General features: G+C 63.6%; 18 protein-coding genes, 1 pseudogene and 1 other annotated feature. Of the genes and pseudogenes, 7 read left to right on the forward strand and 12 right to left on the reverse strand.

Going from position 1 to position 19,990, the window contains the following annotated elements; genetic code table 11:
• Positions 1 to 36 precede the first annotated feature (36 nt).
• Positions 37 to 90: a sequence feature (sul1 is cis-regulatory element that is thought to sense ions involved in sulfur or methionine metabolism; They are found in Alphaproteobacteria), on the reverse strand.
• A gap of 55 nt (positions 91 to 145) precedes the next feature.
• The gene (locus IVA74_RS23820; protein WP_247348690.1) at positions 146 to 439 is read right to left on the reverse strand and encodes a hypothetical protein; all 294 of its coding nucleotides are present in this window, start codon (positions 437 to 439) and stop codon (positions 146 to 148) included.
• A gap of 190 nt (positions 440 to 629) precedes the next feature.
• Positions 630 to 2,441 carry a translation elongation factor 4 gene (lepA, locus tag IVA74_RS23825; protein ID WP_247348692.1) on the reverse strand — a complete coding sequence of 604 codons (1,812 nt, stop codon included), beginning with the start codon at positions 2,439 to 2,441 and terminating at the stop codon, positions 630 to 632.
• A 114-nt stretch (positions 2,442 to 2,555) separates the two neighbouring features.
• Here lepA and IVA74_RS23830 point away from each other — a divergent pair, with 114 nt between their 5' ends.
• Complete coding sequence (locus IVA74_RS23830; protein WP_247348694.1) at positions 2,556 to 4,181, forward strand: glycosyltransferase family 39 protein; 1,626 nt, start codon at positions 2,556 to 2,558, stop codon at positions 4,179 to 4,181.
• A gap of 15 nt (positions 4,182 to 4,196) precedes the next feature.
• Here the strand turns inward: IVA74_RS23830 and IVA74_RS23835 are convergent, their stop codons facing one another.
• From IVA74_RS23835 to IVA74_RS23855, 5 genes are all read right to left on the reverse strand, one after another.
• On the reverse strand, positions 4,197 to 4,514 hold the full coding sequence (locus tag IVA74_RS23835) for an HPr family phosphocarrier protein (protein ID WP_247348696.1): 318 nt from the start codon (positions 4,512 to 4,514) through the stop codon (positions 4,197 to 4,199).
• Entirely contained in the window at positions 4,511 to 4,912 is a 402-nt protein-coding gene (locus IVA74_RS23840; protein WP_007597752.1) for a PTS sugar transporter subunit IIA, read from the reverse strand. Before IVA74_RS23840 ends, IVA74_RS23835 begins: the two co-directional genes overlap by 4 nt.
• Positions 4,913 to 5,045: 133 nt before the next feature.
• Entirely contained in the window at positions 5,046 to 5,570 is a 525-nt protein-coding gene (locus tag IVA74_RS23845) for an HPr kinase/phosphatase C-terminal domain-containing protein (protein WP_247348698.1), read from the reverse strand.
• Entirely contained in the window at positions 5,567 to 7,372 is a 1,806-nt protein-coding gene (locus tag IVA74_RS23850) for a sensor histidine kinase (protein WP_247348700.1), read from the reverse strand. Before IVA74_RS23850 ends, IVA74_RS23845 begins: the two co-directional genes overlap by 4 nt.
• A 116-nt stretch (positions 7,373 to 7,488) precedes the next feature.
• On the reverse strand, positions 7,489 to 8,190 hold the full coding sequence (locus IVA74_RS23855; protein ID WP_007597749.1) for a response regulator transcription factor: 702 nt from the start codon (positions 8,188 to 8,190) through the stop codon (positions 7,489 to 7,491).
• A gap of 240 nt (positions 8,191 to 8,430) precedes the next feature.
• Between IVA74_RS23855 and IVA74_RS23860 the strand changes: the two genes are divergently transcribed.
• The 3 genes and pseudogenes from IVA74_RS23860 (at position 8,431) to IVA74_RS23870 (ending at position 12,289) form a co-directional block, all read left to right on the forward strand.
• Complete coding sequence (locus IVA74_RS23860) at positions 8,431 to 9,180, forward strand: DUF2470 domain-containing protein (protein ID WP_247348702.1); 750 nt, start codon at positions 8,431 to 8,433, stop codon at positions 9,178 to 9,180.
• Positions 9,181 to 9,478: 298 nt separating this feature from the next.
• Positions 9,479 to 10,361 (forward strand): annotated as a pseudogene (locus IVA74_RS23865) (CHAT domain-containing protein); the annotation flags it as partial.
• A 311-nt stretch (positions 10,362 to 10,672) separates the two neighbouring features.
• Entirely contained in the window at positions 10,673 to 12,289 is a 1,617-nt protein-coding gene (locus IVA74_RS23870) for a phosphoenolpyruvate carboxykinase (RefSeq protein WP_247348704.1), read from the forward strand.
• Between the two features lie 163 nt (positions 12,290 to 12,452).
• Here the strand turns inward: IVA74_RS23870 and IVA74_RS23875 are convergent, their stop codons facing one another.
• A complete protein-coding gene (locus IVA74_RS23875; RefSeq protein WP_247348705.1) occupies positions 12,453 to 13,268 on the reverse strand; it encodes a thioesterase family protein in 816 nt (271 codons plus the stop codon).
• Positions 13,269 to 13,362: 94 nt separating this feature from the next.
• Positions 13,363 to 15,894 carry a glycogen/starch/alpha-glucan phosphorylase gene (locus tag IVA74_RS23880; RefSeq protein WP_247348707.1) on the reverse strand — a complete coding sequence of 844 codons (2,532 nt, stop codon included), beginning with the start codon at positions 15,892 to 15,894 and terminating at the stop codon, positions 13,363 to 13,365.
• Between the two features lie 206 nt (positions 15,895 to 16,100).
• Here IVA74_RS23880 and IVA74_RS23885 point away from each other — a divergent pair, with 206 nt between their 5' ends.
• The gene (locus tag IVA74_RS23885; RefSeq protein ID WP_247348708.1) at positions 16,101 to 16,346 is read left to right on the forward strand and encodes a hypothetical protein; all 246 of its coding nucleotides are present in this window, start codon (positions 16,101 to 16,103) and stop codon (positions 16,344 to 16,346) included.
• Positions 16,347 to 16,440: 94 nt separating this feature from the next.
• On the opposite strand, the gene IVA74_RS23890 is transcribed toward IVA74_RS23885, so the two are convergent.
• Positions 16,441 to 16,731: a GIY-YIG nuclease family protein gene (locus tag IVA74_RS23890; RefSeq protein WP_247348709.1), complete on the reverse strand. Its 291-nt coding sequence runs from the start codon at positions 16,729 to 16,731 to the stop codon at positions 16,441 to 16,443.
• 190 nt (positions 16,732 to 16,921) lie between these two features.
• Here IVA74_RS23890 and IVA74_RS23895 point away from each other — a divergent pair, with 190 nt between their 5' ends.
• Entirely contained in the window at positions 16,922 to 17,353 is a 432-nt protein-coding gene (locus IVA74_RS23895; RefSeq protein WP_247348710.1) for a hypothetical protein, read from the forward strand.
• Between the two features lie 121 nt (positions 17,354 to 17,474).
• Here the strand turns inward: IVA74_RS23895 and IVA74_RS23900 are convergent, their stop codons facing one another.
• Both IVA74_RS23900 and pyrE read right to left on the reverse strand, forming a co-directional pair.
• The gene (locus tag IVA74_RS23900; protein WP_247348711.1) at positions 17,475 to 18,248 is read right to left on the reverse strand and encodes a DUF2865 domain-containing protein; all 774 of its coding nucleotides are present in this window, start codon (positions 18,246 to 18,248) and stop codon (positions 17,475 to 17,477) included.
• Between the two features lie 186 nt (positions 18,249 to 18,434).
• Complete coding sequence (gene pyrE / locus IVA74_RS23905) at positions 18,435 to 18,998, reverse strand: orotate phosphoribosyltransferase (protein ID WP_247348712.1); 564 nt, start codon at positions 18,996 to 18,998, stop codon at positions 18,435 to 18,437.
• A 240-nt stretch (positions 18,999 to 19,238) separates the two neighbouring features.
• On the opposite strand from pyrE, the gene IVA74_RS23910 reads away from it, so the two are divergent.
• Entirely contained in the window at positions 19,239 to 19,865 is a 627-nt protein-coding gene (locus IVA74_RS23910) for a glutathione S-transferase family protein (protein WP_247348713.1), read from the forward strand.
• Positions 19,866 to 19,990: the final 125 nt, after the last annotated feature.

The raw sequence follows: 19,990 nt of genomic DNA on the forward strand, positions 1-19,990 counted from the left end.
TCGGCCTAAAGTTAAGCTTCGATGTCGCTACGCTGAGAGTTTCCGGGGGATGGGCGCCCGGCCGAGCCACCCGATAAACTCGGGTCCGACGAGCGCTCTCAGTACGATTGCCGCGACGCAACAGCAAGCCAGATCTTGTCGGACGCTAGACGTTCGCCATCGGGAGCAATTCCAGCTTCGCGGATGATTTTTCCAACAGCCGGGCGTGCGCTGCCCGCCGAGCATCATTCCGGTAGTTTTGAAAGTCCGCTTCGGACGTGAAGCTGACGATGTGGATCTCGATGGTGCCGTCCGGATTGCGAAGACGACGCTCCAGAGATCCATTGAACTCAGGCAACAGCGGCAGGACGGCATCCTCGTAGGCTCGAAACGCTTCGACGCCCGCTGGAGGTATCCGGGCTATGAGCACAAACGTGACGGGGGTCGTTTGATAGGACATCACCGTCTGCCGACTGCACCCGCTACCATGATGCCATCATGCCCCTGTTTTGCCCGACAAGTCAAACCGGTTTCGTAAAAATCGAAAAGCGCAACGCCAACAATGGGTCGGCTACTGTGCATGGGGTTGTTTTCGCGTTTTTAATTGTCCAGCCCAAACGTTCCGGACCGGACCTGCCCGACCCCCCGCCTCAGCTATCCACCTTCAGCGCGGCAATGAAGGCTTCCTGCGGGATGTCGACCTTGCCGAACTGCCGCATCTTCTTCTTGCCTTCCTTCTGCTTCTCCAGAAGTTTTCGCTTACGGGTGATGTCGCCGCCATAGCACTTTGCTGTGACGTCCTTGCGCAGGGCGCGAACGGTTTCGCGCGCGATCACCTTGCCGCCGATCGCCGCCTGGATCGGAATCTGGAACATGTGCGGCGGGATCAGCTCCTTCATCTTCTCGACCATGGCGCGGCCGCGCCCCTCCGCGCGGGTGCGGTGGACCAGCATCGAGAGCGCATCGACCGGCTCGTTGTTGACCAGGATCTGCATCTTGACGAGATCGGCCGGCTTATAGTCGGTGAGATGATAGTCGAACGAGGCGTAGCCCTTGGAGACCGATTTCAGGCGGTCGTAGAAGTCGAACACGACTTCGTTGAGCGGCAGATCGTATTTCACCATGGCGCGAGAGCCGACGTAGGTCAGCTCCTTCTGCGAGCCGCGGCGGTCCTGGCACAGCTTCAGCACGCTGCCGAGATATTCGTCGGGGGTGAGGATCGTGGCCTCGATCCAGGGCTCCTGGATCTCCGCGATCTTGACCACATCAGGCATGTCGATGGGATTGTGAATCTCGATCTCGGTGCCGTCGTTGAGCTTCATCTTGTAGATGACGCTCGGCGCGGTTGCGATCAGATTGAGGTCGAACTCGCGCGACAGCCGCTCCTGGATGATCTCGAGGTGCAACAGGCCGAGGAAGCCGCAGCGGAAGCCGAAGCCGAGTGCGGCCGAGGTTTCCATTTCGAACGAGAAGCTGGCGTCGTTCAGCCGCAGCTTGCCCATCGCGGCGCGCAGCGTTTCGAAGTCGTCGGCATCGACCGGAAAAAGGCCGCAGAACACCACCGGAATCGCAGGCTTGAAGCCCGGCAGCATTTCGGTGATTGGCTTTCTGTCGTCGGTGATGGTGTCGCCGACGCGGGTGTCGGCAACCTCCTTGATCGCCGCGGTGATGAAGCCGATCTCGCCGGGGCCGAGCTCGTCGACCTGCGTCATCTTCGGGGTGAAGAAGCCGACGCGTTCGACGTCATAGGCAGCCCCCGTGCCCATCATGCGGATGCGGCCGCCCTTCTTCATCACGCCGTCGACGACGCGGATCAGCACGACCACGCCGAGATAGACGTCGTACCAGCTGTCGACCAGCAACGCCTTCAGCGTGGCGTCGCGATCGCCCTTCGGCGGTGGCAGGCGGGTGACGATCGCTTCGAGCACGTCGGGAACGCCGAGGCCCGTCTTGGCTGAGATCATCACGGCGTCCGAGGCGTCGATGCCGATCACGTCTTCGATCTGCTGCCTGATCTTCTCGGGTTCGGCGGCGGGAAGGTCGACCTTGTTCAGGACCGGCACGATCTCATGACCGGCGTCGAGCGCGTGGTAGACGTTGGCAAGCGTCTGCGCTTCCACGCCCTGGCTGGCGTCGACCACCAGCAGGGAACCCTCGCACGCCGCCAGCGACCGCGAGACTTCGTAGGCGAAGTCGACATGGCCCGGCGTGTCCATCAGGTTGAAGATGTAATCCTTGCCGTCCTTGGCGTGGTATTTCAGCCGAACCGTCTGCGCCTTGATAGTGATGCCGCGCTCGCGCTCGATGTCCATGGAATCGAGCACCTGTTCCTTCCCGGCCATTTCGCGGTCGGTGAGGCCGCCGGTGATCTGGATCAGACGGTCGGCCAGCGTCGATTTGCCATGGTCGATATGGGCGACGATGGAGAAATTGCGAATGTTGGAAATGGGGACGGTCGTCATGGGCGCGGGATACCACTCACATCCCCGTGCGGCAACCATATTGCTGTAATTTCAGGGCCTTTGTTCACGCCAAGCTGATTCCACCAGGTGCCAAAACGCGCTACGCAACGGCCCATGTCCACGACCTCGATCCCGTCTGCCCGAGCGCGCGCGAAGTCCCGGGTGAGCTATGCCCGTTTTCGGGCCTGGCTGGTTGCCAGCGCGATCCGGCCGGAGGCGCGCCTCTGGCTGGTGATCCAGCTCGCCATCCTGCATGCGGTGCTCTGGACCTTCATCCTGATCAACCTGAAGGCCGCGCAGGACGTTCACATGGACGTCGCAGAAGCCTGGGGCTGGGGGCAGAAATTCCTGTGGGGCTATGGCAAGCACCCGCCGCTGTCGGGCTGGGTCGCCGGCGTCTGGTTCATGGCGTTCCCGCCGACGGACTGGGCGACCTATGCGCTGGCGATGGCGACCGTCAGCGTCGGCATGGTGATCTGCTGGCTCATCGCGTTGCGCGTCGTGGATGCGCGGCGCGCGTTCCTGGTCGTGGTGATGGTCGCGCTCTACCCGATCTTCAATTTCAAGGGTTTCAAGTACAATCCCGACCTGCTCCAGCTCGTCACTTTGCCGCTCCTCGTGCTCGCCTATCTCAATGCGTTCGAGAAGCGGAGCTGGCAATCCGGAGTCTTGCTCGGACTTGCCGGCGCGCTGGCGCTGATGACCAAATACTGGGTGCTGACGATGATCGGCGCCATCGGGCTTGCCGCGTTGATCCATCCGGAGCGGATGAGGTTCCTGTCGTCGCCGGCGCCATGGGTTGCGATCGTGACGATGGTGGTGGCGATGATCCCGCACATCGTCTGGCTGGCGGAGGCGCATTTCGTGCCGCTGACCTATGCCGGCGACACCTACAGCCTCGAGGACAGCGGCCAGGTGGATCAGCTCGTGGCCGGCTATGCCCTGCATAATCTCGCGCTGCTGGCATTGCCGGTGGCGCTGGCCGCGCTGGCGATGGCCCTTGTGCCGCATTGGGTCTCGCTGCTCATGCGCGCGCCCTTGCGCATCGTCACGCGGGCCTGGGCGCGCGGCGCGAATCCCGGTGTGAACCTTTCGCAGGCGCGCAACGTCTGGATCATCCAGATCATCGTCGCATTCGGCCCCGCGCTCGGCGCGCTGGCCTTCAGCATCTACATGAAGACCGACTGGGGCATCTCGCTGTTCTTCCTGGTGCCGCTCGCGCTGGTCGCGATCCCGGCGTTGCGGGTGCAGGGTGCTGCGCTGTTCAACATTGTCGCGATCTGGCTCGTGCTCAGCGTCGCGACGCTCGCTGCCTCGCCCTGGATCGCCGCGCGCGAGATGGCGGCCAATGCCGGCAATACGGCGACCTATGGCGCGCGCTCGGATCTCGCGCGCGAGCTGACGCAGGCCTGGCACGCGCGCTTCGCCTCGCGCTGGGCGGTCGTCGCCGGCACCATGGAATCGATCCAGCCGATGGTGTTCTACAGCCCGGATCATCCGGCCGCGTTCACGCCGCTCGAAGCCTGGGGGTCCGGGTTGATCTCGCCCGATGACGTCAAGCGATACGGCTTCATCGGCGTGTTCGATCCGGCCGACGGTCGCTTGCCGGCGTTCGAGAAATGGGTGTCCGATGTTGCGCCGAACGCCGAGCGCATCGTGATGACGACGCGCCGCTTCACTCACGGCAAGGCCGGTCCGTCGATGAGCTGGAATATCTACATCGCGCCGCCGGGGAAATGATCGAGGCGAAGCCGCCTAAATCCCTTCCTCGTTGAATTTGCTTTCAACGAGCTCGGTGATTGCGGCGAGCGCAGCTTCGGCATCGTCGCCGGTGGCTGCCACAGTAATGGTGGTGCCGGGACCAGCGGCGAGCATCATCAGGCCCATGATCGAGGTCCCGCCGACGGTCTCGCCGCCGCGCGTCACCCAGACCTGCGCGTTGAAGCGCTCGACGGCCTGGACGAATTTTGCGGAGGCCCGCGCGTGCAGGCCGCGCTTGTTGATGATCAGGAGGTCTTTGGAGATCGCGCCCGCGGGCACACCCGTCCCGGCTTGCGGCGCCTCGTCGCTCATTTGCCGGCGAGCACGCGGCTGGCAATGGTGACGTATTTGCGGCCCGCTTCCTGCGCCATCGCGATCGCGTCGGGCAGCGGACGCTCCTCGCGCACCTTGGCGAGCTTCACCAGCATGGGAAGGTTGATGCCCGCGAGCACTTCGACCTTCGGCCGGCTCATGCAGGATATTGCGAGGTTCGACGGCGTGCCGCCAAACATGTCGGTGAGGATCGCGACGCCGTCGCCGGAATCGACGCGGTTAACCGCTTCTATGATGTCGCTTCGACAGAGATCGGAATCATCTTCGGCGCCGATCGTGATCGCTTCGATTTGCTTTTGTGGGCCCATGACATGTTCAAGCGCTGCCTTGAATTCGTCGGCAAGGCGCCCGTGGGTCACAAGTACTAGACCAATCATCGGAAAACTCCTCGCGGGCGCTTTTGGTGCACCGCACGAACGCGCCACTTTGACCATCCAGAGCCCCCGCGCAAGAGGGGATGTTGCGTATCTCCCTGAATCTAGACGGATGGATGAGGGGAGCTGCGCCGGTCTATTCGGTCGCGAGTGTGGGGTTCATATGGTTACCATTTCCCTTCAAACAATCGCCTGAAGGGTTAACGGAAGATGAACTCTTGGTAGTGGTCAAGGCGGCGACAACCAAAGGCAGTGGCGAATAGTCGCGGCCAACTGGGATTCGCGGTATTTCGGCACCTAAAATGCTTGTTTTCAGGGATTCGGCTGCTGGCAGCCGCTCCGCGTCCGCTGCATCGAGATCGACCACGAGGCCGACGGTCGCATGCTCCACGAAGTCGCAGCGGCGGATTCCCAGCCCCCGGATTTCGATCAGGCCGGCCAGTGTCCTGCTCGGGCGGACCTCAATTTCGCGGCCGACTGTCGCCAGATGGACACGGTCATCACCGACCAGAACGGCCCTTTCGACCACGCCGCTGCGCCCCGCCATGATCAAATCGAACGCAAGGCGCGACTTGCCGGAGCCGGAAGGCCCGCGGATCAGCACCGCCAGATCTCCCACCTTGACGGCGGAGGCGTGAATGCTGGGACCGCCCTCGCTCATAGCGCCGGCAGCCTCACCACGAAGCGCGCGCCGACAGCGGTAGGCGCTCCGTCCTCGTCCGCCGGGCCAGGGCGGTTCTCCGCCCAGATGCGTCCGCCATGGGCGTCGATGATCTGCTTGGAGATCGACAGGCCGAGGCCGGAGTTCTGGCCAAAGCCCTGATGTGGTCGGTCGGTGTAGAAGCGCTCGAAGATGCGTTGCAGCGCGTCGTCGCGAATGCCGGGACCGTCGTCGTCGACCACGATCTCGATCTCTCCGCGCACGCGGCGGCAGGTGAGGCGCACCTTGTTGCCGGGCTCGGAGAAGGATTGTGCGTTGGCGAGCAGGTTGGAGACCACCTGTCCGAGCCGCGAATCGTGGCCGGTCACGGCGAAACTGTCGGTCGGGCTGCGGCCTTCCAAGCGCGTTTCGACCGCGACGTCATGGCCGAGCTTGGTTTCATTGGCGACGGAGACGAGCGTCGTCAACAGGCGGCGCAGGTCGACCGGGATCGCATCCTGGCGCTGCAGTTCGGCATCGAGGCGGCTGGCGTCGGAGATGTCCGAGATCAACCGGTCGAGCCGCTTGACGTCATGCTCGATCACCTCGAGCAGGCGTGCGCGGCTGTTATCGTTGCGCGCCAGCGGCAGCGTCTCGACCGCGGAGCGCAAAGAGGTCAGCGGGTTCTTCAATTCATGCGCGACGTCGGCAGCGAACATCTCGATCGCCTCGATGCGGCTGTAGAGCGCGCTGGTCATGTCGCGCAGCGCACCGGAGAGATGGCCGATCTCGTCGCGGCGGCGGGTGAAGTCGGGAATCTCGACGCGGGTGTTGATGCGGCGGCGGATGCGCTCGGCGCTGTCGGCAAGCCGGCGCACGGGCCCCGCGATCGTGCTCGCAAGCAGCAGCGACAGCATGATCATGACCGCGGCGGCGACGCCGCCCACTTTGAGGATAGCGAGGCGCTCGGCGGTGACCATCTGGTCGATGTCGTCGCCCTGCGTCGACAGCATCAGCGCGCCGTGGATGGCGCGCGAGCGCAGCACGGGGACCGCGACCGAGACGATCACCTCGCCGCGCGAATTGACCCGCACCATCGAGCGCTTCTGGCCATGGAGCGCGTCGCCCACCTCCGCATAGCCGTTGCCGTTCTCGGGCCCGAGTTCGCGATAGAGCGGCAGGTCGCCGCGGTTCAGCCAGGTGCGGACCGCGACCATGCCGCGTTCGACGATGCCCGGGTTCTCGGCGGAGACCGACGGCAGGGGGAAGCGCACCACGGTCTCGAGGCTGCGGCTGTCGACCAGCAGGCTGCCGTTCGGGTCGTAGATGCGGGCGCGCGTCTTGGTCGGCGAGATCAGCGTGCGCAGCACCGGCGCCACGCGCTCCGGATTGATCGGAAAATCCAGCGGCGAATACTCGTCCGACCCGCCATAGGTCTCGCCCGGCTTGAGGTCGAGCAGCCGGTCGGGATCGATGGTGATGGCGTTGGTCTGCACCGTCGCGGAGGCCGCGATCGCGCCGGCGATGATCTCCGCCTGCACCAGCAGGCTCTGCGCGCGCGCGTCGATCAGGCCGGCGCGGAACTGCGACAGATAAAGGATGCTCGCCACCAGCGCCACAAGGCCGGCGAGGTTGAGCGAGACGATGCGGCGGGTCAGGCTCGAGAAGGACAGCGCGAAGAAGAACTGCCCGGCGCGCGTCAGCCAGTTCAGCGGCCGCCAGCCGTGCACGGCCGGCTTGTCATCGGCCAATTGATCCGGATCGCCGTGGGCGGTGACGTCCTCGGCGTTCTGGTTCTCGTCAGGCTGCGTTCGGTCAAGCAATGCTCACGCCCGCGTTAAGACAACTCGTGCGAAGGTCCTCGCATCCTAGAGCCATCCCGGTCGTGATGGAATCAGAACCGGCGATGCTCTCAGTCTTTGGTGAAGGCGCGTGCGCCTCAGGCTTCCTTGAAGCGGTAGCCGACGCCATAGAGCGTCTCGATCATCTCGAACTCGTTGTCGACCACCTTGAACTTCTTGCGCAGTCGCTTGATGTGGCTGTCGATGGTGCGGTCGTCGACATAGACCTGATCGTCATAGGCGGCGTCCATCAGCGCGTTGCGGCTCTTCACCACGCCGGGTCGGGTCGCGAGCGCCTGCAGGATCAGGAATTCGGTGACGGTCAGCGTCACCGGCTCGTTCTTCCAGGTGCAGGTATGCCGTTCCGGATCCATGCGCAGCAGGCCGCGGTCGAGCGCCTTGGCGTCGTTCTCCTTCGGCGTGACGGTCGGGTCCTTCGGCGCCGACCGGCGCAGCACGGCCTTGACGCGCTCGACCAGCAGGCGCTGCGAGAACGGCTTCCGGATGAAGTCGTCGGCGCCCATCTTGAGGCCGAACAGTTCGTCGATCTCTTCGTCCTTGGAAGTCAGGAAGATCACCGGCAGGTCGGATTTCTGCCTGAGACGGCGCAGCGTCTCCATCCCGTCCATGCGCGGCATCTTGATGTCGAGGATGGCAAGATCGGGTTGGGTGGTGCGGAAACCGTCAAGCGCGGAGGCGCCGTCGGTGTAGGTCATGATGCGGTAGCCTTCGGCTTCCAGCGCGATCGAGACGGATGTGAGAATGTTGCGGTCGTCGTCGACCAAAGCGATTGTGGGCATGAGCCTCTGCTTTCTGCTTTCCGTTTGAATCGTGGCTTAAAACGGCGAGCAATCCAGTGGTGCGCCGCATAGATGGGTGCCGATTTGGCAGTCGAACCTTGTTACCGAGCAATGCAAGCTAGGCTGAAGTGTGACCAAGTTCCACGAAACACGGCAGATTCGCCGTACCTCGACCCATAACCAGGCCCCGGTTTACCCGAAAAATGGCACTCCATGCAACCACCTGAGCCGAGAAAGCCGATGCAACCGACCTCCGATTTCGACCCCGGAAAGCTCGCCAAATCGCTGCTGCGGCGGTCGCGGCAGGGGGCCCTGGCAACGTTGATGGCCGGCAGCGGCGATCCCTATTGTTCCCTGGTCAATCTGGCCAGCCATCCGGACGGCTCGCCCATCCTGCTGATCTCGGGATTGGCCGTGCACACTAGGAACATCCTGGCCGATAGCCGGGTCTCCCTGATGCTGGACGAGCGGGCGGCGGGCGATCCCCTGGAGGGCGCCCGGATCATGCTGTCCGGTCACGCCGAGCAGGCCGATGCCGACAAGGATCTGCTCCGGCGACGGTATCTCGCTGCCCATCCCTCTGCGGAAGCGTTTGTTTCCTTCAAGGATTTCTCCTTCTACCGGATCCGGCCCACGGGAACCCATCTGGTTGCCGGCTTCGGCCGCATCGTCGATCTCAAGCCCGGGCAATTCCTCACGGACCTCACCGGGGCCGAGGATTTGCTGGCGGCGGAGGAGGGAGCGGTCGCGCACATGAATGCCGACCACCGCGACGCCATGGGCCTTTATGCAACAAAACTGCTCGACGCGGCCGAGGGCGACTGGCGCTGCACCGGTTGCGATCCTGAGGGCATCGACATGCAGGAGGGCCAGACCGTGCTGCGGCTGGACTTCCCGGAGCGGGTGGCTGATGGCACGGCGCTGCGCAAGATGCTGGTCCGCCTCGCTGGCGAAGCGCGCACAAAGACGGACCAGAGCGCCAAAATTTGAACGCTGCTGCCCATCGCCGCGACCCGAAGGCGACGGCGAGCTGTTCATGGCAGGATATAATCGACTGGCGCTGGTTGCGGGTTTGGCGCTCTCGATTACCGCATCGCTTGTCACGCCAAGCTTTGCGCAGAAAGGCCTTGCCCAGAAAGGTCTCGCCGCGGAGAGCACGCGGATCAACGCACTCATGAGCGCCGGCAAATATTCGGAAGCACTGCCTTTGGCGCAAGGCATGGTCGCGAGCCTGGAGAAGAGCGACACCGGTCGCGAACTCTCCGCCGCGTTGAACAACTTGGGTGTGCTCGAAGGCTATCGCGGCGCCGCCTGGCTGCTGCGGCGTCAGGCCGTCTCCGTGCTGCCGTCGGTGGTCAGCCTGAAATCGCTGCGCGCCTTCGCGCGGAGGGATCATGGCGTGAAGCCGATGACCGGCTTTGGCGATCCCGTGTTCAATCCTGCGCTTGAAGCGCCCGCCGAGCGGCGCGCCGCGAACGGCAAGGCCGCCGCGCGCAGCATCGCGACCATCGCCTATACCGACTTCTGGCGCGGTGCCGGCGTCGATCGCGCGCGGCTTGCGCAGGCGTTGCCGCAACTGCCGGATACCGCCGACGAGTTGAACGCGGTGGCCAGGGATGTCGGGGCTGCCGAGGCCGATATCCATCTCGGCCGCGACGCCAGCGAGACGACGCTCAAGGGTGCAGCGCTTGCTCAATACGGCATCATCTACTTTGCCACCCACGGTCTCGTTGCCGGTGATATCAAAGGCCTGGGTGAGCCCTCGCTCGCGCTCTCCATTCCCGATCAGCCCACTGAGCTCGATGACGGTCTGCTTACCGCGAGTGAAGTCGCCCAGCTCAAGCTCAATGCGGATTGGGTTGTACTGTCGGCCCTGCAACACCATCGCAGGCGACAAGCCCGGCGCCGAGGCGCTGTCGGGACTGGCACGCTCGTTCTTCTATGCCGGCGCCCGCGCCCTGCTGGTCTCGCATTGGGCGGTGGATTCGGAAGCTGCCACCCGCCTGACCACGACGACTTTCGAGCTGCTCAAAAACGATCCAAAAATCGGTCGTGCCGAAGCTTTGCGCCGCGCGATGTTAACCTATGTTGATGACACCTCGTCACCGCGCAATGCCTATCCCGCGATGTGGGGGCCGTTCGCGCTCATCGGCGAAGGCGAGGCACGATAGGACGGCGTTAGAAATTGCTCAGAGAAACTGTCCTTGGGCATTTGTGCGTCGCAATAACCTTGGGAAACGCCGAAACGTGCATTTGGTTGCGCGATCATTCGTGATTTTTTGATGCGCCTGCTCAGAGCTGACATGCGCGGCGTTTGGTGCGGTCCTTGAATAAACCAAATCCTGCGGGATCAGCTTGGCAACGCCAGCGTTCATCAGTATTAGGTCGCGCAGCCGAGGCCGGATGGCCTATCATTCACGGTGACCGCGACGGCGCTAAAGCATGATCGCGCTGAGAGTCGCGGGTTCTAGGAGGATTTTTCGTGCAAGAGACGGGCGTGCGCAACGGTGCCTTCGGTGCCGACAAATTCGGTTTAAAGAATCTCAAGCAGGTTCACTGGAACCTCGGTGCGCCGCAACTCTATCAATACTCGCTCTCCGCGGGCGAGGCGGTGCTGTCGGCCGATGGCGCGCTCTGCGCCGACACCGGCGAGTTCACCGGCCGCAGCCCCAAGGACAAGTTCACGGTGCGTGACGCCACCACCGACAAGAAGATGTGGTGGGCCGGCAACCAGTCGATCACCGCAGAGCAGTTCGAGACGCTCTACCAGGACTTCCTCAAGCACGCCGAAGGCAAGTCGCTGTTCGCGCAGGACCTCTACGGCGGCGCCGATCCGGCCTACCGCATCAAGACTCGCGTCTTCACCGAGCTCGCCTGGCATTCGCTGTTCATCCGCACGCTGCTGATCCGCCCCGAGGCGGTCGAGTTGTCGAGCTTCACGCCGGAGCTCACCATCATCGACATGCCGAGCTTCCGCGCCGATCCGAAGCGCCATGGCTGCAAGTCGGAAAACGTCGTCGCGATTGATTTCGCCCGCAAGATCGTGCTGATCGGCGGGTCTTATTATGCCGGCGAGATGAAGAAGTCGGTCTTCACCACGCTGAACTACTATCTGCCCGAGCGTGGCGTGATGCCGATGCATTGTTCGGCCAATGTCGGCGCCAAGGGCGATGCCGCGATCTTCTTCGGCTTGTCCGGCACCGGCAAGACCACGCTGTCCGCCGATCCCAACCGCACGCTGATCGGCGACGACGAGCACGGCTGGGGCCCGAACGGTGTCTTCAATTTCGAAGGCGGCTGCTATGCCAAGTGCATCAAGCTGTCGCAGGAAGCCGAGCCCGAGATCTACGCGGCCTCGACGCGCTTCGGCGCGGTGCTCGAGAACTGCGCGCTCGACGAAGACACTCGCGTGGTCGATTTCGACGACGGCTCCAAGACCGAGAACACGCGTTCGGCCTATCCGCTCGAATTCATCCCGAACGCCTCGCGCACCGGCCGCGCGCCGCAGCCGAAGAACGTGGTGATGCTCGCCGCCGATGCCTTCGGCGTGCTGCCGCCGATTGCCAAGCTGTCGCCGGCGCAGGCGATGTATCACTTCCTGTCGGGCTACACCGCCAAGGTCGCCGGCACCGAGCGCGGTCTCGGCAACGAGCCCCAGCCGGAATTCTCGACCTGCTTCGGTTCGCCCTTCCTGCCGCTCGACCCCAGCGTCTACGGCAACATGCTGCGCGACCTGATCGCCCAGCACAATGTCGACTGCTGGCTGGTCAACACCGGCTGGACCGGCGGCAAGTACGGCACCGGCTCGCGTATGCCGATCAAGGTGACGCGCGCGCTGCTCACCGCCGCGCTCGACGGCTCGCTTCGCAACGTCGAATTCCGCACCGACAAATATTTCGGCTTCGCGGTCCCGACCGCGCTGCCGGGTGTGCCGAGCGAGATCCTCAACCCGGTCAACACCTGGAAGGACAAGGACGAGTTCGACAAGACCGCCCGTGCGCTGGTCGGCATGTTCCAGAAGAACTTTGCCAAGTTCGAAGCGCAGGTCGACGCCGAGGTCCGCGCCGCTGCGCCGGACGTGAAGCTCGCGGCCGAGTAGATTGCTTCTGCTTGAATACAAAAGGGCGGCCGCAACGCCGCCCTTTGTTTGTGCGATATCTCTCCACTTGTCATTGCGAGCGCAGCGAAGCAATCCAGAATCCCTCAGCGGAAATAGTCTGGATTGCTTCGCTGTGCTCGCAATGACGAATCCGCGGAAGCGCCTACGCCTTGAAATACGCAAACTGCGTTGTCGTCGCGAGCAGTCGCCCGTTCGGTGACCACAGCTCGGCGTTCTGGTCGGCGTAGCTCTTGTGCATGATCTTTGCGTCGGCCGTCGCGAGCACACGGGTGATGTCCTCGGCCGCGAGTTCTTCGCTGTCCGTGTGAAAATAGGTCGTCAGCGACACCGTGCCGAACGGCACCAGCTCGCGCCGCGCGTGGAAGATGCGGCCGAAGAAGGCGTCCGACATCGACATCAGCGACGGCATGTCGAGCTTGCGTGGCGTGCGGTCGCCGATCCATATTTTTGAATAGGTGCTGGCGAGCTCGGCCTGCGGCGGCCCGATCCTCATCTCGCCCTCGACAAACCGGAATTCATACTGGTTGGCCCAGGACGCCGCGATCTTCGGGAACGGCAGCGTCTCTTCGAACGGCTTAGTGTCAGGATATTGCGCCACCCTGTGCTCCCAGGACGGCCGGCGTTCGGCGAATACGGCAGTGGCGAGCGTTGCGACCTCGCCGCCGCCTTGCGACAGTTCGACGCTCCAGTGCTGGCTGGAGCGGTTGGCCTTCACTAGCCGCAGGTCGAGATCAAACGGCCCCTTCGCGATCGGCGCGCAGTAATTGACGGTAAGCGCCAGCGGATCACCGGCGCGTTCCGGATGGTCGATCAGCGCGCGCAAAATGGTCGCCGCGGTGACGCCGCCGAACGGGCCGACGAAGGCCCAGTAATCGTCACTGGTGTGCCCTTGCCAGCTGCTATCGCCCGCGGTGATGCGGGTGGCGTCGTCGAAAGGGTGCGGAAGCTTGGCGTGCATTGTCATGTCCGGCGCTCAATGACGGACGTCATATCACGTCCGTCGCTGGCCTGTGCAATTACCTCTGGAGTAGCCGATTTCACGCTGCGGAAAATCAGCCGGCCGCGCCGCGCTGGTCCTCCGCGTCCTGGAATGGCGGCGTGATCGGATTGACCGGTACATTCCAGATTTCCTCGGCATATTCGCGGATGGTGCGATCGGAGGAGAACCACGCCATGCGCGCGACGTTGAGGATGGAGGCGCGCGTCCAGGCCGGCGCCACTTGCCAGCGCGCATCGACGCTGCGCTGCGCCTCGTAATAGGAATCGAAATCGGCGCTGACCATATAATGGTCAAGGTAGCGTAGCGCGTGCGCGATGGATTCGAAGCGGCCGGGATCGCCGGGCGAGAACTCGCCGGCGCCGATCGCATTGATGGCGCGCTGGAGCTTTGGCGAATTGCGGATCACGTCGGAGGCGTCCAGCCCCTGCTTGCGCCGCATCATCACGTCGCCAGCTTCCATGCCGAAGATCGCGATGTTCTCCGCGCCGACATGGTCGCGGATCTCGATGTTGGCGCCGTCGAGCGTGCCGATGGTGAGAGCACCGTTCAGCGACAGCTTCATGTTGCCGGTGCCGGAGGCTTCCATGCCGGCAGTCGAGATCTGCTCGGACAGGTCGGCCGCCGGAATGATCACCTCGGCGAGGCTGACATTGTAGTCCGGCAGGAAGACGACCTTGAGCTTGCCGTCGATCGCAGGATCGTTGTTGACGACTTCCGCAACGTCGTTGATCAGCTTGATGATCAGCTTGGCGTAGCGATAGCTCGCCGCGGCCTTGCCCGCAAAGATCTTCACCCGCGGCACCCAGTTGCCGTTGGGGTCGTCCTTGATCGCCTGGTACAGTGCGACTGTCTCGATCACATTGAGAAGCTGGCGCTTGTATTCGTGGATGCGCTTGATCTGCACGTCGAACAGCGCGGTCGGATCAACCTTGATGCCGAGCCGCTCGCCGATCAGGCGGGCGAGCGCGGTCTTGTTGTGAAGCTTGACCGCGCGGAATTTGCGCTGGAATTCGACGTCGCTGGCGCGGGCTTCGATCAGGCTGAGCTGGGTAGGATCGTCGAGCACGGCGTCGCCGCAGGTCTCGCGCAACAAGTCTGTCAGCTTCGGGTTCGCCAGCATCAGCCAGCGGCGGAAGGTGATGCCGTTGGTCTTGTTGGTGATGCGGCCGGGATAAAGATGGTTGAGGTCGTGGAACACGGTCTCGCGCATCAGGTCCGAATGCATCGCCGAGACGCCGTTGATGCGGTGCGAGCCGACGAAGGCGAGCTGGCCCATGCGCACGCGCCGCCCGCTTCTCTCGTCAATCAGCGAGACCGAGGCACGGAAGTCAATGTCGCCGGGCGCGCGCGCTTCGGCGAGCGCGAGATGCTGCACGTTGATGCGGTAGATGATCTCGAGATGCCGCGGCAGCAGCCGCTCGAACAGCTCGACCGGCCAGGTCTCGAGCGCCTCGGGCAGCAGCGTGTGGTTGGTGTAGGATAGCGTAGCGACCGTGATCTTCCAGGCTTCGTCCCAGCGGAAATTGTGCAGGTCGACGAGGATGCGCATCAGCTCGGTGACGGCGAGGCTCGGATGGGTGTCGTTGAGCTGCACCGCGACCTTGCTCGACAGGCCGCGGAGTTGGCCGTCCGACGCAAGATGCCGCTTGATCAGATCCTGCAGCGAAGCCGAGACGAAGAAATATTCCTGGCGCAGCCGCAACTCGCGTCCCGCCGGACTCTCGTCGTTCGGATAGAGGAATTTGCAGATCGCTTCCGCGCGCGATTGCTCGGCGGTGGCGCTGACATAGTCGCCCTTGTTGAAGGCGTCGAGCTTCAACGGATCGGGCGAGCGCGCCGACCACAGTCGCAGCGCGTTGACGTGCTGACCGCGCCAGCCGACGATCGGCGTATCATAGGCGATCGCCTGCACGGTTTCGGACGGATGCCAGATCGCGCGGTCGCGGCCCTTGTCGTCGACATGCTCGATGCCGCCGCCGAAATTGATGTCATAGATTACTTCCGGCCGCTGCAATTCCCAGGGGTTGCCGAAGCCGAGCCATTCGTCCGGATATTCCTGCTGCCAGCCCTGATTGATGATCTGGCGGAACAGGCCGTAATCATAACGGATGCCGTATCCGATCGCGGGGATCGACAGCGTCGCCATGCTTTCCATGAAGCAGGCGGCGAGGCGGCCAAGGCCGCCATTGCCGAGCGCGGCGTCCGGCTCGCATTTGCGCAGTTCCGGCAGCGATACGCCGAGATCGCCGAGCGCGACCTCGAAGATCTTGAGAAGCCCCATATTGTTGAGCGCGTCGGTGAAGAGACGGCCGATCAAAAATTCGAGCGAGAGATAATAGACGCGCTTGCGCCCGGCATCGTAGCTGCGTTTCTCCGCGCTGAGCCAGCGATGCACGATACGGTCGCGCAGCGCCAGCGCCGCGGCCTGGTACCAGTCGTGCCTGGTCGCCATGCCCGCGTCCTTGCCGACGGCGAGGCGCAGCTTCGCCAGGATCGCGCCCTTGATCTCAGCCAGTGCGAGTTCGTCGATGGGCTGGCCGGGTGCGGGTGCGGGAAAATTGGGCTGGAACGATGAATCTTGCAAAGCCGTCACTTCCTGGTCGAAAGACTACTACTCACCCTACGCATCTTGGCACCGTACCGGAACCATCGCTGGCGCGGCCGTGCACTGCGCTGGCGTAAAATTATGCAAGGAACGGGCCGATTTGGGAACCCGGACGCCTACGGGGAAACGTGGATTTGGTGCTAGAATGGCGGCAGATTCAGCCATCAGTGTGGAGAAGACGTCCCATGAAGCCTCTGATGAGACTGCTGATCGAAATCGCCGCGGTCGCCTTCCTCGTCGTCTGCATCACCGCCTCCGGCGCAGCCTTCGCCGCCGGCAAGATGGGCCGCAGCGCCGACGGCCTGAATTGCGGCGTCACTCTCCCGCAAAACGCATCCCCGGCCACGCGCTGCGCCGCCATCAAGCGCCAATGCGGCGGCAAGTTTTATGCGAGCGCGTGTGGGGACAGGCTGATGTCGGCGGTGAATTGAGGGGAAGTGGCTCGCTAAAAAGCGCGACAATGCTTGGGGGAATGCTGCCACCACACGTCGTCCTGGCGGAAGCCAGGACCCATTGCCCCGCCTGTTAGATAAGGCTCGACCGATCATTCCAATCGGGATTTTCCTCCTCGATCAGCTTGATCTTCCAGTCCCGCTTCCAGAACTTCAGTTGCTTCTCGCGCGCGATCGCCTCCTGCGGTGTCGTGAACGCTTCGACGTGAACGAGGCGGAATATCTTGTACTTCTGCACGAACTTCGAGCCGCGACCCGAACGATGTAACTCAAGCCGCGCGCGGATGTCGTTGGTGACGCCGATATAGATCGTGCCGTGATGGCGGCTTGCGAGAATGTAGACGAAGTAGCTGCTCGCGCTCATGGCCCAACCTCGCAAAAGCAACGCTCACCGGGGTAATGGGTCCTGGCTTTCGCCAGGACGACGCTTCTCAAACAACGGCGCCTGGCATCAGAACAAATTAAGAACACTTTAGCAAGTCTTTGATATATCATTGTGATTCGGCGTGCGGCCGACACCATATCTAGCGACCGTCAGACTTTGCGAGGACTACATGTCCACCATCGCCTTCGATCAATTTGCCCTCACCAAGATCGCCGATTTCGCGCGCTCGCTATCGCGGCTGCATCAGGCGGCGCGGCGCTATGCCGTCGATGACGACCAGTTCGACCGCGAGTTCAATGCGGTGTGCCAGTCGATCTGGCGTTACACCATCGACGACGTCAGCGACGATTTGTTCTCGGCCGAGGACCATCTGTTCCTCGACACGCTGGACGAAGCGCATGCGCGCATCTTTGCAGCCGAGCAGGGTTATGACCTCGTCGACGATCAGGGCATGCTCACCGACTGGTGGGGCTTTTGCTGGATGATCTTGGCCGAAAAGCGCGGCCTGCTCACGGCGGACAACCGCGCTGCCGCGCGCGCGGCGATCGAGGAGAAATATCTGGCGGCGCCGAACGTGATCGGGGTGATCATCGGTAGGTAGTGCTCTCGCTCCTCATCCTGAGGAGCGCGCTTGCGCGCGTCTCGAAGGATGAAGGTCGAGCTGCCTGAGTCGGGCCTCTATGGTTCGAGACGGCGCTACGCGCCTCCTCACCATGAGGATCTCAATCCAGGCCCGCCCGCTTCGCCGGCTTCTGCGTCTTCGGCACCGTCACGTCAGGCAGCGTCTCGCGCACGATCTCCGCGGCGGGGGCATTCGCCGCGACCGTCTCTGCGCGCACCGGCGCCACCCTCATCTCGCCGAGGCGCGCGCGAACCTGCGCCGTGAGGCCGGGATAGGAGGCAACCGGGGTGAAGTCGGCAGCCTGGTCGTTACCGACGCGGATGCCGGTGTAGGCGACGAGGCCGTCGGTGGTGGCGATCACGTCGCCGGGTTTCAGCGACGAGTCCAGTGCCAGATCGACCGGAGCGAGGCCGACCGGCTCGCGGCCGTTGCAGGTGCAGTCGGCGCGCAGCGCCTTGCGATAGGCGAACGCATTCTCGCTGTCGGCGTAGCGCTCGCCGGTCTGCGACGCGGCGCCGTCGATCGAGGAGCCGAAATAGATTTTTGTCGTGCTGGCAGGACAGAATGCCTGACACATCTGCGCGGGCGAGGTGAGGCCGCGCATCAGCGGAAAATATTTGCCGTCGCAGCTGCGCACGCAGAATGCGGATCCCGAGCCGCCGGCCGCCGCCGATCGCGTCGGCGGCACGTATTGCGGGGATGCGGCGTTCTGCTGGCCGGTGAAGGGGTCGGTGTAGGAGCTCGCCTGTTGCGGCACCTCACGCTGCGGCCGCTGCTGCTGCATTCCGCCGAAGAAGAAGTCGAACAGGCCTTCGGCCGAAACCGGGGCCGGAGCCGCAAGCAGCGGTGCTGCCAGTGTGGCGGCGACAAGCATTACGCGCCGCCGCCGGCGCGCATGGGACATGACTGTACGCAAACCCTTACTCCACCCGACGCTACGCGACCGGCCGGGACCATTAGGTCTCAGCACATGATTCACCATAAAGCGGGATGGTAAATGAGCGGTTGAGGGCGAGGCTTCGTGCCCCGGATGCTGCGCTGCGCCCGGGACGGGGCACCCTTAAGCCTTCAAAAACTCCGAGGCCTTGTACAGCGAGCGGAACGGCAGGCCGGCCGCGCCAAATGTGTCGTCGGCGCCTTCCTCGCGGTCCACCATGGTCAGCACCAGCACCACTTCGGCGCCCGCCTCGCGCACGGATTCCACCGCTTTCAGCGCCGAGCCGCCGGTGGTGGTGACATCCTCGACGATGACGACGCGCTTGCCCTCGAGCGTCTCGCCCCTGGGCAGTCCCTCGATGACGAGCTTCGCGCCATGCTCCTTCGGCTTCTTGCGCACGAAGAAGGCCGCGATCGGATGGCCCTTGATCCAGGAGATCTGCGCCAGCGCGCCGGCCAGCGGCACCGCGCCCATCTCGAGCCCGCCGATGAAATCGAGCTGGTCGTCCTTCAGCGCTTCATAGGTCAGTTCGGCAAGCAGAGTGGCGCCCTCCGGATCGAGCATGGTCGGCTTGAGGTTGAAGTAGAAATCGCTCTTGCGGCCCGACGCGAGCGTCACCTCGCCGCGGCCGAAGGAGCGCCGGCGGATGATCTCGAACAGTCGGGCGCGGGAGGCGGATTTAGACACGGCGGGCCCTCGGGAGCGTTTTTGGAAGTGGCGGAATTTATCCGCGACGGACGCGACATTCCAGAGGGGGCTTCCCCCGTCAACAGGGATCGGCCATCCCGGCCCGCCGGTTGTGGGGGTGCAACCTTCTGGAGTAGGTGGATGCCAGATATCTCTTGGGCAGGAAACTGGGCCACGAAACTGGCCAAGGAAACTGCGCAAGGAAACGGGGCAAGGAAACGGGGCAAGGAAACGCGAAAAATGACCATCGAGCTGCACACCTGGAACACGCCGAACGGCCGCAAGATCTCGGTCGCGCTGGAGGAAATGGGGCTGCCCTACAAGGTGGTGCCGGTGAACATCGGCAAGGGCGAGCAGATGGCGCCGGATTTCCTGAAGCTCTCACCCAACAACAAGATTCCGGCGATCCTCGACCCCGAGGGGCCGGACGGCAAGCCCGTCAGCCTCTTCGAGTCCGGCGCGATCCTGCTTTATCTCGGCGAAAAGACCGGCAAATTCCTGCCGAAATCGCTGGCCGGCCGCATCCCGGTCTATGAATGGCTGATGTGGCAGATGGGCGGCTTCGGCCCGATGCCGGGCCAGGTGCACCATTTCATCGCGCTCGAGAACGAGCAGGACCGCGCCTACGGCCTCAAGCGCTACATGGCCGAGACGCGCCGGCTCTACGGCGTGCTCGACCGCCGGCTAGCGGACCGCGATTTCGTCGCCGGCGAGATATCGGTTGCCGATTTTGCCATCCTGGGCTGGGCATGGCGCCACCCTCGCCACAAGGTTGAGCTGGCCGATTTCCCCAACGTCAAGCGCTGGTACGAGGCCCTGATGGCCCGCCCGGCGGTGAAGCGGGGCATGGAGGCAAAGCTGGATTGATCTTCTCCCTCGCCCCGTTCTTACGGCTATCGGATTCACACATCGGCCATTCGCAGTGAGGCGCCAAATTTGATGCGCTGGAGGGCTTCGAGCCCCAAGCGCATGGTTTTTGGTCCCGGCTTGCC

The organism is Bradyrhizobium sp. 132 (genome assembly GCF_023074185.1).
Classification (GTDB): domain Bacteria; phylum Pseudomonadota; class Alphaproteobacteria; order Rhizobiales; family Xanthobacteraceae; genus Bradyrhizobium.